At 59.3% G+C, this 16,186-nt stretch carries 15 protein-coding genes; 7 read left to right on the forward strand and 8 right to left on the reverse strand.

The features are described from left to right. The first annotated feature begins 33 nt into the window (after positions 1-33). The gene (locus tag PSPTO_RS18480) at positions 34-462 is read left to right on the forward strand and encodes a nuclear transport factor 2 family protein (RefSeq protein ID WP_032622221.1); all 429 of its coding nucleotides are present in this window, start codon (positions 34-36) and stop codon (positions 460-462) included. Positions 463-500: 38 nt separating this feature from the next. Here the strand turns inward: PSPTO_RS18480 and PSPTO_RS18485 are convergent, their stop codons facing one another. The 3 genes from PSPTO_RS18485 to PSPTO_RS18495 all read right to left on the reverse strand — a co-directional run bounded on the left by PSPTO_RS18485 (position 501) and on the right by PSPTO_RS18495 (position 4,083). Further along, complete coding sequence (locus tag PSPTO_RS18485; RefSeq protein WP_010206379.1) at positions 501-1,382, reverse strand: CAP domain-containing protein; 882 nt, start codon at positions 1,380-1,382, stop codon at positions 501-503. 140 nt (positions 1,383-1,522) lie between these two features. Further along, positions 1,523-3,163: a methyl-accepting chemotaxis protein gene (locus PSPTO_RS18490; protein ID WP_011104616.1), complete on the reverse strand. Its 1,641-nt coding sequence runs from the start codon at positions 3,161-3,163 to the stop codon at positions 1,523-1,525. A gap of 194 nt (positions 3,164-3,357) precedes the next feature. Next, the gene (locus PSPTO_RS18495) at positions 3,358-4,083 is read right to left on the reverse strand and encodes a GNAT family N-acetyltransferase (protein WP_046463492.1); all 726 of its coding nucleotides are present in this window, start codon (positions 4,081-4,083) and stop codon (positions 3,358-3,360) included. A gap of 595 nt (positions 4,084-4,678) precedes the next feature. Between PSPTO_RS18495 and katB the strand changes: the two genes are divergently transcribed. Together katB and PSPTO_RS18505 are read left to right on the forward strand one after the other, a co-directional pair. Further along, a complete protein-coding gene (katB, locus tag PSPTO_RS18500) occupies positions 4,679-6,184 on the forward strand; it encodes a catalase KatB (protein WP_046463487.1) in 1,506 nt (501 codons plus the stop codon). 62 nt (positions 6,185-6,246) lie between these two features. Beyond that, positions 6,247-6,801, forward strand: coding sequence for an ankyrin repeat domain-containing protein (locus tag PSPTO_RS18505; RefSeq protein ID WP_011104619.1), 555 nt, complete (start codon positions 6,247-6,249; stop codon positions 6,799-6,801). Positions 6,802-6,813: 12 nt separating this feature from the next. Here PSPTO_RS18505 and PSPTO_RS18510 read toward each other — a convergent pair whose 3' ends face one another. From PSPTO_RS18510 to PSPTO_RS18520, 3 genes are all read right to left on the reverse strand, one after another. Beyond that, entirely contained in the window at positions 6,814-8,907 is a 2,094-nt protein-coding gene (locus tag PSPTO_RS18510; protein ID WP_032643380.1) for a hybrid sensor histidine kinase/response regulator, read from the reverse strand. Positions 8,908-9,080: 173 nt separating this feature from the next. Then, positions 9,081-9,290, reverse strand: a complete 210-nt coding sequence (locus PSPTO_RS18515) for a DUF6434 domain-containing protein (RefSeq protein WP_005765198.1) — start codon at positions 9,288-9,290, stop codon at positions 9,081-9,083. 306 nt (positions 9,291-9,596) lie between these two features. Then, a complete protein-coding gene (locus tag PSPTO_RS18520; RefSeq protein WP_011104620.1) occupies positions 9,597-10,481 on the reverse strand; it encodes a LysR family transcriptional regulator in 885 nt (294 codons plus the stop codon). Positions 10,482-10,579: 98 nt separating this feature from the next. Here PSPTO_RS18520 and PSPTO_RS18525 point away from each other — a divergent pair, with 98 nt between their 5' ends. Continuing rightward, positions 10,580-11,062: a multidrug/biocide efflux PACE transporter gene (locus tag PSPTO_RS18525; RefSeq protein ID WP_149032149.1), complete on the forward strand. Its 483-nt coding sequence runs from the start codon at positions 10,580-10,582 to the stop codon at positions 11,060-11,062. 124 nt (positions 11,063-11,186) lie between these two features. Then, a complete protein-coding gene (locus tag PSPTO_RS18530) occupies positions 11,187-12,020 on the forward strand; it encodes a PhzF family phenazine biosynthesis protein (RefSeq protein ID WP_011104622.1) in 834 nt (277 codons plus the stop codon). A 6-nt stretch (positions 12,021-12,026) separates the two neighbouring features. Here the strand turns inward: PSPTO_RS18530 and PSPTO_RS18535 are convergent, their stop codons facing one another. Then, positions 12,027-13,178 (reverse strand): MFS transporter, encoded by a 1,152-nt coding sequence (locus PSPTO_RS18535; protein ID WP_005619360.1) that lies wholly within the window; start codon positions 13,176-13,178, stop codon positions 12,027-12,029. A 211-nt stretch (positions 13,179-13,389) separates the two neighbouring features. On the opposite strand from PSPTO_RS18535, the gene PSPTO_RS18540 reads away from it, so the two are divergent. Continuing rightward, entirely contained in the window at positions 13,390-14,046 is a 657-nt protein-coding gene (locus PSPTO_RS18540; protein ID WP_011104623.1) for an HAD family hydrolase, read from the forward strand. 136 nt (positions 14,047-14,182) lie between these two features. Next, the gene (gene rarD / locus PSPTO_RS18545; protein ID WP_032710497.1) at positions 14,183-15,067 is read left to right on the forward strand and encodes an EamA family transporter RarD; all 885 of its coding nucleotides are present in this window, start codon (positions 14,183-14,185) and stop codon (positions 15,065-15,067) included. Positions 15,068-15,070: 3 nt separating this feature from the next. On the opposite strand, the gene zapE is transcribed toward rarD, so the two are convergent. Next, positions 15,071-16,186: a cell division protein ZapE gene (zapE, locus tag PSPTO_RS18550; RefSeq protein ID WP_005765211.1), complete on the reverse strand. Its 1,116-nt coding sequence runs from the start codon at positions 16,184-16,186 to the stop codon at positions 15,071-15,073.

Here is a 16,186-nt window from a genome sequence, read left to right on the forward strand (position 1 = left end):
CCACATTCGATAATGACAAGAAAAGGGATGAAGATGAAAAAGCTGACACTGCTTATGGGCTTTCTGTGCCTGTTCTCCGGCTACGTCGCAGCGGCAACGACCGACGAAGCCGACGTTACCAAAGCTGTAGAGCAGTTGACACAAGCCATGCTGCACAAGGACATTGCACAACTCAACGCGCTGACTGCCGAGAACCTCACCTACGGGCATTCCAGCGGCACGATTCAAGACAAGAAAGCGTTTATTGCCGACCTCGAAACCGGTAAGAGCGCCTTCAACACCCTGCAGATGCTCAACCAGAAAATCACCCTGTCAGGCGACGTCGCGCTGGTGCGCAATCACTTTTCCGCAGAGGCAGTCAACAGCGGCAAGGTGGTGCCGACCGAAATCGAGAATTTCCAGATCTGGCAAAAGCAAAAGGGCCAGTGGTTGTTGATCGGCCGCCAGGCGTTTCGCTTCTAAACGTCACACAAAAAGTCGCTGCGTTCGGCCATGCTGCGCTATTGCTGCGTGCCGAACATGGCTGTCCAGTAAATCCCCGCGTCACTTTTGGGGTCCATCGCGTAGGCGGCTCCCAGCTCGCGAAAACCGGGGGTCATCAGGTTTGCGCAGTGGCCCGGGCTGACCAGCCAGCCGTCCACCACCTTGCGGGCAGTGTCCTGGCCTGCGGCAATATTCTCACCGATCTGCTGGCCCAGATAGCCGGCAAGCTCGGCCCTGTCACCCGGCGTGCGGCCGTCGCGCCCCTTGTGGTCAAAGAAGTTCTGATTGGCCATTGCCTGCGAGTGTCCTTGTGCGGCCGTCCCCAATACCTGATTCCAGCTCAACGGTGTAGTGGCCGCGAAGGATTGCGAACCGCACTGACGCGCCTGGGTACGGGCGGTGTTGATCATCTCCAGAATTTTCTGACCTTCTGCTTGCCAGTCACCCAGACGTGATGCCACCAGCGAGCGCGCCAGCACGATGCGCCAGTCGCGCCCGTCCCGGCTGACCCCGATATCGACGAACTGCGGGTCCAGCACCACGCGGCAGAAACTCTCCTGCACCGCCTTCAACGCCGACGCCGCATCTCGCGGTCCGGACAGACTGATCGCCTGCACGGTGACCATCGGATAAGACGCGCGGGTCAGCGACTGTTGCAGGTTCAGGTTGCCACTGGCGGGCAGCACCAGACGCGGGTCGGTGCTCAGCGGCGGCAGTTCCATGGACACCTGCTCGCCACAGCGCTGCGCCTGGCCACGGTAGGCGTTGAGGGATTCGATCAGTTGCGTCTCGTCGCTGGCGAATGCCGCGCCGGCAAACAGTGCAGACGACAGCATGCCCAAAAGTGATAACGACACGCTCAGGCGCGACAGTCGCAGGACAGATGAAGTAACAGACATGAAAAGTCTCTCTCGGGCTGAGTACGCCTATGATGCGCGATATCACCCGGTGTGGCGCAATGCCTTTTTCATGCCTGACCGGAATTTCCTGTTCTGTGGCTGACCGGTACGGCAAAGACGTGCGCCAGAGGAGCGCTTTATCAGAGCTTGAAGTTAGCAACCAGCGAATTAAACGAAGTGGCCAGGCGCGACAATTCCTGGCTCGAAGCGCTGGTCTGGTTGGCACCGGCGGCGCTCTGGGTCGAAAGGTCCTGAATGTTGAGCAGGTTGCGATCCACCTCACGCGCCACCTGGGCCTGCTCTTCGGACGCGGAGGCGATGACCAGGTTACGCTCGTTGATCGTGGCGACACCCAGGGTGATTTTTTCCAGCGCGGCACCGGCACGCAGGGCCAGTTCCTGAGTATTGGTGGCCAGCGACAGGCTTTTGCCCATGGCCGCTACAGCGCCGTCAGCACCGGACTGCACGGTGCTGATCATGCCTTCGATTTCCACGGTGGACGCCTGAGTGCGATGCGCCAGCGCACGGACCTCATCGGCCACCACCGCAAAGCCGCGCCCTTGCTCACCAGCCCGTGCAGCTTCAATGGCAGCGTTGAGCGCCAGCAGGTTGGTCTGTTCGGCGATGCTGCGAATCACGTCAAGCACCTTGCTGATTTCCCGCACGTGCCCGGCCAGCTCGGAAACGGCACCGGTAGAGTCGGTGATCTCCTGCACCATGGTGGTGATGCCCTTGACCGTGTGATCAACCTGACCACGACCATCGACCGCATCATCGGTCGCAGCCTTCGACGCTTCGGATGTCGACACTGCGTTGCGCGCCACTTCTTCAACGGCAGCCGTCATCTGGTTGACCGCCGTTGCGGCCTGCTGGATTTCATCGTTCTGGCGCGTCAGCCCGCGAGTGCTTTCGTCAGTCACAGCGCTCAGCTCTTCGGCCGCCGATGCCAACTGATCAGCCGCACTGGCGATCTGCACAATGGTGTGTTTCAGGCCGGACTGCATACCGGACAGCGCATCGAGCAGTTGACCGGCTTCGTCGCCACGATCAGAAACAATCGGCTGGGTCAGGTCACCACCGGCAATACGCTGTGCACTTGCCACTGCAATGGCCAGAGGACGGGTGATCATGCGGGTGATCATCACGCCGAGCATGATCGCGACCAGAAACGCGATCACCACACCGACTTCCAGCATCAGCACCGAGCTTTGCTTGAGTTTTTCGGCAGCGATGGCGCCTTCCTTGATCTGGCGATTGTTGGAGTCGATCATGGTCCGCATGTAGCCGCGAATCTTGACGAAACCGTCTGCGGAAAGAGCGTTCAAGCGGGTCCGGGCATTATCGTAATCGCCGGCTCGCATCAGTTCGACAACCTGCTGGGAGCCCGCAATGTAGGCTGGCAGCATTTGCTCCATCTGGTCACCAGCAACACGTTCGTCATCTTCCAGCGGCGTCGCCCGGTAGGTAGAAAACACTTTCTGGGCGCGAGCCAGGTCATCGCCCAGCGCCTGACGAACACGCTCCTTGTCGGACTCCGGCACACCACCGCTCTGCGCATCCAGCAGGCGATACAGCCCACGGTTGTGTGCGGTAAGGCTGGTCAGCGTCTCACTGGTGTTGCCGACGGATACCAGATTGTTGGAGAAGGTCAGCTCCAGCGCGCTGGCCAGGCGGGTAACACCGGTCATGCCCAAACCGCCGACGGCCAGCGTGATCAATGCACAAATGATGAACGCAGAAAGAAGCTTGGTCGAAAACTTGGACTGACGCAGGAAATTCATAAGGCTTACCGGGGCTGAATGGGGAATGACGTTGTGCCGAGTGAATGATCAAACAGCAGTGATATCATAATGACTTCACCCCATTTGGATCGTTCCACCGCCCCACGCTTATTTGCCGGATGACTTTGACAAATAGTGCTTATGCAGCGCCTACATCCCCTGTTTAAAGCCTTGCCAGCACGAAACGCCCACGGTCAGTGCAGACGAACGGTTGCTGAAACCCCGTGCACCGAATCGCCATTCTCAAGATGCTGTTCGGCGAACGCCCTGGCCTCGCGGGTCATCCGATCGAGGTGATGGTCGCGCTGTTTCTCGGCATCGAGCATTGCTGTGTTGCCGTGCTGCTTGAGCAAGTAAGCGTGAATCTGCCGTACCTCCACGGAGCTGTAAATGGGCGCTATGTCCATGACCGCGAGCAGACCGTCAGTGCCATGATCGCGGGTGTTCATGATTACCTGCGGGCCACGTGCACCCAGCACCTGAAACCCCATTGCCTGGAAATACGGCACTTTGGCGACCGTGCAGTACAGCTCTGCATGCGCATAGCGGCTGACCATCCTGTCCAGCATCAAGCGTGCAATACCCTGACAACGGTGGCTCTCGAGCACTGCCATGTAGGCGACCGCACAGGCCTGGGGGTCATCCTGTACGGGCAGGTACAGCAGAAAACCCAATACGGTTTCGGGGTCTTCATCGTCCAGAGCGACAATCAGCTCGACGGTCAGGCTTTGTGAGCCATTCATGGCGTTGAGATAGAGATGCACCTCGTAGCCCACGCCGTACTGATAGAGGTTGTACAGCGGGTTGCCCGGTGCGATGGCAACCATGCTGATATCGGTCACGTAATCCACGACCATTTGCTGGATCTGACTGCGGATGAACTCCGGCGGCGGGGTGTGTAGCAGCATGACGGTGGGCATGGGACGACGGGCTCCAGAAAACAAAACATTGCCGTTGAGGGCAGTGACAGCATGATAGCGCGTCGAGCTGTCGAGCAACGACACTGTCATCTTCCTGCCATTATTTTGGGTGGCCGTTATTTAACGCATTGACTTAACACGAACAACCCTGTTTAAAAGACATCAAATAGCCACTAACCGAACATGAACTTTAATTGACTATTCAGTATGCTCGTTCCACATTCACCTGACTTACTGGCAAATAGTCATCAGCCATCAAGTTGATAATGATTACTATCCCGCCCATAAAAGCGACCGCCAGCAGGCTTTTAATTTTCGCCGTCATACAAATAAAAACCTATTTATTTTCAATGAGTTAAATAACTAAAAACTTTTTAAAACAGAAATAAAATGCACTCTTAACGTCGCGCCGGCCGCCTTGAAATCCGGCATCACACAGTTGTTAGCGCTCGGTTCCCTGGCGTGATAAGCATTTATCTCAATCAACCCCATACATTTTTTTAATCACCACTCTGCCCTCACGCGCATAAGATTCTTCGGCCTACTAAAAAAATATGAGGGATTCAAAATGCCGTTATTAAACTGGTCCAGACACATGGTTCATTTAACAGCCATCGGCCTTATCAGCATTCCGGCTGCCTATGCAGCGGACACCCTGACCCGCGACAATGGCGCAGCGGTCGGCGACAACCAGAACTCTCAGACTGCAGGCGCCCAAGGGCCTGTCCTGCTGCAAGACGTACAGCTGCTGCAGAAGCTGCAGCGTTTTGATCGCGAGCGTATCCCGGAGCGTGTGGTCCACGCACGCGGCACTGGCGTGAAAGGCGAATTCACAGCGTCCGCCGACATCAGCGACCTGAGCAAGGCGACCGTCTTCAAATCGGGTGAGAAGACCCCGGTATTCGTACGTTTTTCTTCCGTGGTCCACGGCAACCACTCGCCAGAAACCCTGCGCGACCCGCATGGCTTCGCCACCAAGTTCTACACCGCTGATGGCAACTGGGACCTGGTAGGCAACAACTTCCCGACGTTCTTCATCCGCGACGCCATCAAGTTCCCGGACATGGTGCACGCCTTCAAGCCTGACCCGCGTACCAACCTGGACAACGACTCGCGCCGCTTCGACTTCTTCTCGCATGTACCGGAAGCCACGCGCACGCTGACCCTGCTGTACTCCAACGAAGGCACACCGACCGGCTATCGCTTCATGGACGGCAACGGCGTTCACGCCTACAAACTGGTCAACGCCAAAGGCGAAGTGCACTACGTCAAGTTCCACTGGAAGACGCTGCAAGGCATCAAGAACCTCGACCCTAAAGAAGTCGCTCAGGTTCAGTCCAAGGACTACAGCCACCTGACCAACGACCTGGTCGGCGCCATCAAGAAGGGTGACTTCCCGAAATGGGACCTGTACATCCAGGTGCTGAAACCTGAAGACCTGGCCAAGTTCGACTTCGACCCGCTGGACGCCACCAAAATCTGGCCTGATGTGCCAGAGAAGAAAATCGGCCAGATGGTCCTGAACAAGAACGTCGACAACTTCTTCCAGGAAACCGAGCAGGTCGCCATGGCACCCGCCAACCTGGTCCCTGGTATCGAGCCTTCCGAAGACCGTCTGCTGCAAGGTCGAGTGTTCTCCTATGCCGACACGCAAATGTATCGCCTGGGTGCCAACGGCCTGAGCCTGCCGGTCAACCAGCCAAAGGTTGCAGTGAACAACGGCAATCAGGATGGCGCGATGAACAGCGGCAAAACCACCAGCGGCGTGAACTACGAGCCTAGCCGTCTGGAACCCCGTCCTGCCGATGAGAAAGCACGTTACAGCGAGCTGCCAATCAGCGGCACTACCCAGCAGGCGAAGATCACGCGTGAGCAGAACTTCAAGCAGGCGGGTGATCTGTATCGCTCTTACAACGCGAAAGAGCAGACCGACCTGGTGCAGAGCTTCGGTGAATCGCTGGCCGACACTGACACCGAAAGCAAGAACATCATGCTGTCGTTCCTCTACAAGGCAGACCCCACCTATGGCACTCGGGTAACCGAAGCGGCCAAAGGCGATCTGGCCAAGGTCAAGTCACTGGCTGCCAGCCTGAAAGACTGATGATCTGCTGTCCCGCCCTGACGTTATCCCACGTCAGGGCGGGCCTGGCCTGGAGAATGCCCATGAAGAATCTCATCTACGGTCTGTTCCTGTTTGGCGCCATGGCCAACGCCGCAGAGCCCGCCGCCACGCCTGATCTGACCGCCGAACAGACTGCCAGCCAACTGCGCACACTGTTTTTCGACGCGTCCCGTGAAGGCAACAACCCAATGCTCGATACCTTCATCGAGGCCCATTACGACCTCAATGTTCGTGACGAACAAGGCTATACCGGCCTGATTCTGGCGGCCTACCACGGTCACCAAGACTCGGTCACCCGCCTGATCGACGCAGGCGCAGACCCTTGCGCGAAAGACAATCGCGGCAACACGGCGTTAATGGGGGCTATTTTCAAAGGTGAACTGAGCATTGCCAAACAATTGGTAAAAGCCGACTGCGGCCCCGATCTGACCAACAACGCAGGGCAGACGGCAGCCATGTACGCAGCCCTGTTCAAACGCACTGAAGTGCTCAAGGCGTTGACCGACAAAGGCGCCGACCTGAGCATCCGCGACAGCATGGGCAATGACGTGCAGGGTTTGTCCAAGGGTGAGTTTCAGGCGCTGCCAAACCGCTGACAGCGATCAGATTCAGTCGTCACGCTCGATCATTTCGTAAATGCGGCTGGCGAACGCTTCCATGGTAAACGGCTTGGTCAACACCCACATGCCCGGATCCAGATGGCCATTGCCAATTATCGCGTTCTCGGCATAGCCCGTGATGAACAGCACCTTGAGGTCGGGCCGGATGATTCGTGCCGCATCGGCCAGCTGTCGACCATTCATGCCGCCCGGCAGACCGACATCGGTCACCAGCAAATCAATCCTTGCATCCGACTCCAGAATCCGGAGTGCCGACGCGCCCTCTCCCGCCTCGATGGGGATGTAACCCTGGTCTTCGAGGACTTCGGCAACCAGCATACGAATGGTCGGTTCGTCATCAACGATCATTATCGTGCGCTCGGTCTGCACCGGCGGTGAAACGTCTGTGCCGACGGCCTCGATTTCCTCAGGGGCTCCAAGGTAATGGCGCGGCAGGTACAGACACATGTTCGTTCCCTGATCCGGCTCAGAGTAGATGCGCACCTGTCCGCCGGACTGACGCACAAAGCCGTACACCATCGACAACCCCAGGCCCGTGCCCTGCCCCAATGGCTTGGTGGTAAAAAACGGGTCGAACGCCCGATTGATGACCTCCGGCGACATGCCGGTACCAGTATCGCTGACACACAGCGACAGGTATTGCCCCGGCGACAGGTCACGGGCCTGTGAGCCGCGCTCGTCAATCCACCGGTTGGCCGTCTCGATAGTGATCCGCCCGCCTCGCGGCATTGCATCCCGGGCATTGATGCACAGGTTCAACAAAGCGTTCTCAAGTTGCGGCGCATCAATGAACGTTGACCACAAGCCGATCGACGTCACGACTTCCAGGGTGATGTGCGGCCCGACCGTACGCCGAATCAGCTCTTCCATGCCGATCACCAGCCGATTGATATCGACCGGCTTGGGGTCCAGCGTCTGTCGCCGCGAAAACGCCAGCAGACGGTGAGTCAGCGAAGCGGCACGCTTGGAGGCATCTTGCGCAGCCGCCACGTAACGGTCTATTTCAGTAAACCGCCCTTGGCTCAGGCGCGTCTTGAGCAGTTCCAGCGAGCCGGTGATGCCGGTCAGCAAGTTATTGAAGTCGTGGGCGATACCGCCCGTCAACTGGCCGACAGCCTCCATCTTCTGCGACTGACGCAAAGCTTCTTCGGCCTGGGTCAGACGCTCCTGCTCGCGCCGCCGCTCGCTGACATCATACGCAAACAGGTAAGCGCCAATGGCCTGCCCATCTGCATTGCGCAGGGTGCTGTAGCGCATTTCAAAGTGTCTTACCGGGTCATTTGAATCGCTGAAGCTGACGCTTTCGGCAAACTCCTCGCCCGACAGCGCACGCGTCCAGCGCTCCTTGAGGCCAGCCTTGCTGATCGGGCGGTCATCCAGCAAATCGAGCATGTTGTCACCGACTTGCGGTCGGACGCCAAACAGGCGCTCGAACTCGCGCAGTGCAGAGCCATTGATGGCCATCCAGCGGTAGTCGGAGTCGATGACATGGATGAACGCACTGGTGCCATTGACCACATTGGCAAGCACATTACGCTCGGCAACTGCCTCGACGATACGCGCTTCCAGCGTTTCATTGAGCTGCTGCAGTGCACGTTCGGCACGCTTGCGCTCGGTGATGTCCTGAAACAGCACCGCGACCTGATTGCGACTGGCAGGCTCGATGCGAAAAGCCGTCAGCGCAAGGTAACGCCCGGTCGCTACCAGCTCGCGCTCGAAACGCACAGGCTTGCCGGTACGCAACACCTCGCCATAGAACTCCACCCAGCCATCGGCCTCTTCGCGAACCATTTCGCGCAGCTTCTTGCCGACCACATCGGGAATACCGGCGTGGTACTCGTAAGCCGGGTTGGCCTCGATATGAATGTAATCACTCAGCGGGCCATGTGGCCCGTCGAAGAACTCGATGATGCAAAAACCTTCATCCATCGCGTTGAACAGAAAACGGTAACGCTCCTGAGACTGCGCCAAGGCGTGCCGGGCTTCCTGGCCACTGACGCTCAGGCTCTCTTTAAGGGAGGCGTTTTCCTGCTCCAGAGCGGCTAATCGGCTCTGGAGACCTTGTAAATCGGTCGGGGTCACGGCGGCTGCACCTGCGGCATGGGTTGCGCCGCGTTCCCATCGGACAGGGCGGCACGAGCACGCTACGAGAAAAACCGTCCGCTTGCAAAAATAATGGCGTTTTGCACACAGTTTTCCCTGCTTTTATGAAAAAACCGTGCAGCGCGTCAGATTCGGGTTGGTATGCTCGTCATTCAGACGGATGACAACCGCAACCATTCATCCACAACCTGCCCCATGTTTTTGGGCTCGCCATTGTTGATCCAGGCCATGAACCGCCGATCAAACCTGAACGAGGGGCCACACTGCCCGGTCATGAAGCGCCGCACGTTCTGTGTGTTTCGATAGTGATCATTCACCGGCGTGTCTCGCGTGATGAGGTCAGAATGCCAATCGAAGGCCATGCCCGGTTCCTTTGCTGTCGGTGTGCGGAGGCTATTTATAGCTTATAGCGGGATTGGGGGGCTGTATCGAGGGTGGAGTGGGCTGTTCGATCAGTTCGATCCACACGGTTTTAGCTGCTCGACGTCCGTACCACTTTCAGGCGAGGTATCGACCTGGCCTTTCGCGTTGAGGTAAATGTGCGTTCTGGGCCATTGCGGGTTGATTGAAATGCAGCCACTGATGCTTTTATTGTCCCACCAGTCAAACTCGTCAGACCGTTCCGATTTTTATCGAGGAAATCGGACGAATGTTGTGGTGAACCCGCCTCACTCTCCCGCAAACGGCACCAGCGAATCCAGCAACCATGCTCCTGCAGGCCCCAGGCTGCGTTCGAACGACCAGATGATGTCCACCGCCGAACGACGCGGCCACCCCGCTACTTTGAGTTCCTTGAGCAGCCCGCCGGAATAGCGCGACACCAGCCAGCGCGGCAAGGCCGACCAGCCAAAACCGAAGGCAGCCATGTCCATCAGCAGCAGGTAATTGGGCGCTGACCAGTGACGGTGGCCACTGGTGGGCAGGTCGTCGGTGGGGATACTGTGCTCGACCAGTGTGTTGAGGCGCAAGGCGCGGTAGCGCGCCAGTTGCTGATAATCGACCCGCTCCAGCGCGGCCAGCGGATGTTTGTGCGACACGAACAGACCGAAATCGGCGCTCTCGTCGATGGTAGCGTGGCCTATTTCCGGTGGGTAGCTGGCCTGCGCCGACAGCAGCCCCAAGGATGCCCGACCCGACTGCACCAGGCTGATTGCATCGCCATGCTCGGCAAACACGCACTCCATTTCCAGCTCCGGGAAGCGCTGATCCAGCTCAGTCATCAGCCGCTCGAAATCCGCAAACTGGTTGGCATCGGACAGCACCAGCGTCAACCGTGGCTCGACGCCCGCCGCCAGTCGCGCGGCAGCACGGCGCAGCCGGTCCGAGGCGCACAACAAGTCATCGACGCGGCCAAGCATGACCCGCCCCGCGTCGGTCAGCACCGGCTGCTTTGACGAGCGATCAAACAACGCCAGCCCCAGGTCGATTTCCAGCCGGGAAATTGCCTCACTGACGGTCGATTGACTCTTGCCCAGGCGCCGAGCAGCGGCGCTGAACGAACCCAGTGCGGCGATCTGAACAAAAGCTTCCAGGGCTTCAGGTGAATAACTCATGGCAATCTCTTATCGGTTTTACCGATGGTAACGATTTTCAGATTAACGTAAACACCGATGATAATGCGGCCATGAACGAGCAAAAGGACAGCCTGAACATGACTCACCGCGAACAGCCCACACGTCAGCAACCACCCGTGGTGCATAAAACTATCCGCGAACGCGCGCTGCACGCCACCCTGTTCGAGGTCGGCGGCGTGATTCTGGTCGCGCCGCTGCTGGCCTGGATCATGAACCAGTCGCTGGCCATGATAGGCATCATGACGGTGATGATCTCCACCGTTGCCATGCTCTGGAACATGGTCTACAACGCCCTGTTCGACCGGCTGCGGAGCCGATTCGGATTTGCCATGACGGCCATGACCCGCATCCTCCACGCCATCGGTTTCGAGGCCGGGCTAATTCTGGCAGTCGTGCCACTGGCCGCCTGGTGGCTGTCGATCAGCCTGATGCAGGCATTCTGGCTGGATATCGGTTTGCTGCTGATGTTTCTGCCGTACACCCTGCTGTTCAACTGGGCCTACGATAACCTGCGCGAGCGGCTGGTCCAGCGGCGTATGGCGAGGTGTGAGGTGCTTTGATATCCACCGTGAACGCACTCAGGCATCAGCCGTGCAAATACACCGCATCAAGCTTTCTCACTGGATTACCCGCTCCTCTGCATAGCACACTGTGCGCCCGTGACCACGGCAAGGACCCGAGCTCATGACAACCGAAATACTCAAACTGGCCGCGTTCAGCGATGGCGATCAAGGCGGTAATCCGGCGGGTGTATGGCTGGGTGCCTCGCTGCCTGATGAGGTACGCATGCAGCAGATCGCGGCCGACGTCGGCTTTTCCGAAACCGTGTTCGCCGCCCCTCTCGAAAACGGCTGGCGAGTGCGTTACTTCTCGCCACTGGCCGAAGTGCCGTTCTGCGGTCATGCCACCATTGCGCTGGGTGCCGTCCTGGCGGCGCAGCAAGGCGACGGTGTGTTCGATCTGACCCTCAATCAGACACAGATCACGGTCGAGGGGCATGCTCAGGGTTCGCTGACGTCGGCTGCGCTGCAATCGCCGCCCACGTTCAGCAAACCGGTCAGCGCGCAGTTGCTGGAAGAAGCGCTGACGCTGTTCGGCTATACGCACAGCGATCTGGATGAGCGCATCCCGCCAGCGCATATAAACGGCGGTGCCGGGCATCTGATTCTGGCGCTGAACAGCCGCGCAGCGCTCAAGGCCATGCATTACGACCAACAGGCCGGGCGCGAGTTGATGGTGCGTGAGGGCTGGGCAACGATTCTGCTGGCCTGGGCAGAAACCGATCAGATGTTTCATACCCGCAACCCGTTTGCGTTCGGTGGCGTGTACGAAGATCCGGCCACGGGCGCAGCTACGGCGGCGCTGGGCGGTTATCTGCGTGATGTCGGCTGGCCGCACGGAGGGTTGATCGACATCCTGCAAGGCGAAGACATGGGCAGCCCGTCGCGTCTGCGCGCCGAGATCCCTGAGCAGATCGGCAGTTCGATCCGGGTTTCAGGAATGGCGCGCAAGTTATAGCGGCATTCAGGTGCGCAGCTTGCTGCCACCGATTGCAACGCCCAGCAGCATGACGGCAACGATCATGAACGCCAGCTCAAGGCTGCTGACGTGAGCGATAAAGCCAATCGCCGCAGGACCGATCAGAATCCCGGCATAGCCCACTGTGGTAATCGCCGGGATGGCCACACTTTGCGGCATGGTTTTCTGCCGACCGACTGCGCTGTAACACACCGGCACGATATTCGAACAGCCCGCGCCCACCAGCGCATAGCCCAGCAATGCCGCCTGCCAGACCGGAATCAAGGTCGCCACTGCCAACCCGCCCGCCGCACACAGCCCGCCCAGAATGATTACCCGGTTGGAACCGACCCGTCGGACAATCGCATCACCGAACAGCCGCCCCAGGGTCATGGTCACCGCGAACACCGCGTAGCCCAGCCCGGCATAAGAGGCTTCGACGCCGCGCAATGAGGTCAGGAACACCGCGCTCCAGTCGAGCATCGCGCCTTCGGCCAGAAACACGGTAAAACACAGCAGGCCGATAAACAGCACTACGCCACGCGGGACCGCAAAAGCCGGCCCGTCCGACGGGCTGCCGTAGGGCAACAGGTTCGGCGCCGCCTTGGCCAACGCCACAAGGGTCAGCACGACCACCACCAGCATCGAATAAAACGGCGAAATGCCGAGACTGAGCAGGCCGGCAACCCCGGCAGCACCCACAATACCGCCAAGACTGAACAGGCCGTGAAACCCCGACATCATGGTCTTGCCGCTGTTGCGCTCGACAATCACCGCCTGAACGTTGGCCGTGCAATCCACCCCGCCCATGCTTGCGCCGAACACAAACAGTGTGGCGATCAGCAGCGGCAGACTGGATATCGTCGCCAGCAACGGCAGGCACAGACAGATCAGCAGCGTCGAACAGACCAGCAATCGCCGACAACCGAACCTCGCAGCCAATGCGCCTGCCAAGGGCATGGAAAGAATCGAGCCGACGCCAAGACACAGCAACAACAGACCCAGCGTACCCTCATCAAGGCCCATGCGCTGCTTGACGTACGGCACCAGTGGCGCCCACGACGCCACGCTGAAACCGGCAATGAAAAACGCGATACGCGTCGAAGATTGTTCCGCCCCAGCCTTGGCGTCCTGGGCTGCGGTGCTGAAAGAGGTCATGCATGCTCCTTGTGATTGCCGGACAGAATCGCGCCAGCCAGCGCGACAGCCTAACAAAGCTGATCGATTAACCAAACGTCTGACGCGCGCGACAGACCAGCGTTCCCGGCACATTGATTGGCGAAGCCTGCGGGCGTGGTCTAGATTCACCGCCACCGAAAGGTTAAAGATTACCAGTTGGCTGAAACACAATAATAAGGAGTAAGCATCAATGGCCCTTTCTGCGCTGTTGTTTGACCTGGACGGAACCCTCATCGACACCGATGAACTGCATTTGAACGCCTATAACCAGTTGCTGGCACGCTGGGACCGGTCGACGGATATCGAATACTACAAGGCCCATGTGATGGGCTTTCCGGACGACATGATTTTTGGCGGTCTGTTTCCCGATATTCCCGCTTCGCAATACGCGGGTCTGGCTGCCGAGAAGGAAACGATGTTTCGCGCCCAGCTGGGTGAGACGATCCCTGTGGCAGGCGTGCTGCGCATTCTTGATCACGCACAAAAAGCCGGACTGCGCACCGCAGTCGTCACCAATGCGCCGCGGGAAAACGCGGTGGCCATGCTCACTGGCCTGGGCATCGTGGACCGTTTCGAGGCCATCGTGATCGGCGGAGAACTGCAGCGCGGCAAACCGCACCCCATACCCTACCTCACGGCGCTGGAGCTGCTGGGCGTGAAGGCCGACCAGGCCATTGCCTTCGAGGACTCGCTGGCCGGCGTGCAGTCAGCCCATGCGGCGGGCATCCACACGTTTGGCGTGCTGTCGGGTTTGCAGGAACATCAGCTTCGGCAGGCGGGTGCGCGTGACGTGATCCGTGACTTCAATGCCGATGCCCTGTGGCAGTTTCTGCAAACGGCTGATTGAAGCGGTCACTGCTCGCTCGACAGACGCGGAACAACACGCCCTCCTGGTCGCAGGAGTTACAGCTTTTTACACGCCAGCGCACTAAAATGGCGGCCGCATGCTCCATACCGGGGCAGACTCGATTCAAGAGGCGGTTGTGTACAAAGGTGTCGTGCTGTCGGTTCTGGCTTCCGTGCTGTTCGGGGTCATGTATTTCTATACCTCGCTGATGAAGCCTCTCGACGGCGAAGAGATTTTCGGCTGGCGCATGCTGCTGACGGTGCCGTGCGCCACGCTGTTCATGCTGGTCAGCGGTGACTGGCGGCGAGTCCGCGACCTGGCCGCGCGGCTCTGGCAGCGACCGCTGCTGATCTTCGGGCTGCTGCTGTCATCGATGTTGCTCGGCGCGCAACTGTTGATTTTCATGTGGGCGCCGCTGCACGGGCGCAGCCTGGAAGTATCGCTGGGTTATTTCCTGCTGCCGCTGAGCATGATCTTCACCGGCCGGGTGGTATACGGCGAGCACCTGTCGTACCTGCAAAAGGTTGCTGCGGCGTTTGCCATGATCGGCGTCGGTCATGAACTGTGGCGGCTGGGCAGCTTTTCCTGGGAAACCCTGTTGGTTGCAGGCGGCTATCCGCTCTATTTCGTGCTGCGCCGTAAACTCAAGACCGATCACCTGGGCGGCCTGTGGTTTGACATGCTGCTGATGCTGCCCATCGGCTTGTGGTTCATCAGCAACGGCCACCCGCACGCCATTCAGCAGGCACCGCTGCTGTACCTGCTGATTCCGCTGCTCGGGGTGATCAGCGCCTCGGCGCTGGTCAGTTACATCGTCGCCAGCCGCTTGCTGCCGTTCAGCCTGTTCGGGTTGCTCAGTTACGTCGAGCCGATCCTGCTGGTGGGCGTTGCCCTGCTGCTGGGCGAAAGCATCGGTCGTGATGAATGGCTGACTTACCTGCCGATCTGGCTGGCGGTCGTGGTGCTGATGATCGAAGGCGCCAAACACATGCTGGTCCAGCGCCGCCGGGATGCGGCGTGAGTATCACGACTCGGTGAAGCGCTCCAGTTGCATTTCCTGCAGCCGGCTGAGCGTGCGACGGAAGGCAAATGACAGATAACCCTGGGTGTAGAGCTGGTCCATCGGCACTGGCGCTTCGACGTACAGCGGAATGCGCCGGTCGTAGCACTCATCCACCAGCGCAATGAAACGCCGCACGCCATCGTCGTTGGGCGACAGTTGCGGCAGTTCACGATCCCCCGCCGTGACCTGCTCCACACCATCTTCGGTGCCACGGGCAATCTTCGCCTCGCGCTGCACAGCGCCCAGAACCGGCACTTCGCTGAGCAGGATCACCGAAAATCGATCGCACAGCGCGATAAAGTCCATCGCCGCCAGCGGCTGCTCACACAGGTCGCGATAGCGGCACCACACCGCCGTGTCGGAATGCTCAACCACATTGATGCTGCGATAACCGAGCATGACCTGGGAGTCGTGCACCGGCTGGCCGGCACTCAGGGCTTCGAATATCCCCTGCAGGGCACTCGGCTGACCCGCTTGGGCCACCCAATAGCGCTGGTGCAACTGGCCGGGGTGCAGGCGATGGTCTTCACCGCCGTCCACCGCCACGACCTTCATGTATTTCTGGATAGCCGCAACGGCGGGCAGGAAGCGCTCACGGTTGTGGCCGTGGCTGTACAACTGGTCCGGTGGCTGGTTGGAGGTGCAAACCAGCACCACGCCCTGCTCGAACATCACTTGCAGCAGGCCGCCGAGGATCACCGCATCACCGATGTCGGTCACGAACAGCTCGTCGAAACACATCACCCGCACGTCCCGCGCCAGCTCTTTGGCGACCACGGTCAGCGGCTGGGGCGTGCCCATCAGTTCGAACATGCGCTTGTGGACCCAGCGCATGAAGTGATGAAAATGCTGACGCCTTGCCGGCACATTGAGGCTTTCGAAAAAACGGTCCATCAGCCAGGTCTTGCCGCGCCCGACCGGGCCCCACAGGTACACGCCCTGCGCCTGGCCGCGAGACTCGGTCAGCGCCAGGTAACACGCTTGCAGCTGCTGCACGGCCTGCAACTGCGCCTGATCGGGCTGAAAACCACGCTGGACCGCACGTTCATAAGCATCCAGCGGAGAGACGGCATCCAT

The organism is Pseudomonas syringae pv. tomato str. DC3000 (assembly GCF_000007805.1).
Taxonomy (GTDB): domain Bacteria; phylum Pseudomonadota; class Gammaproteobacteria; order Pseudomonadales; family Pseudomonadaceae; genus Aquipseudomonas; species Aquipseudomonas avellanae.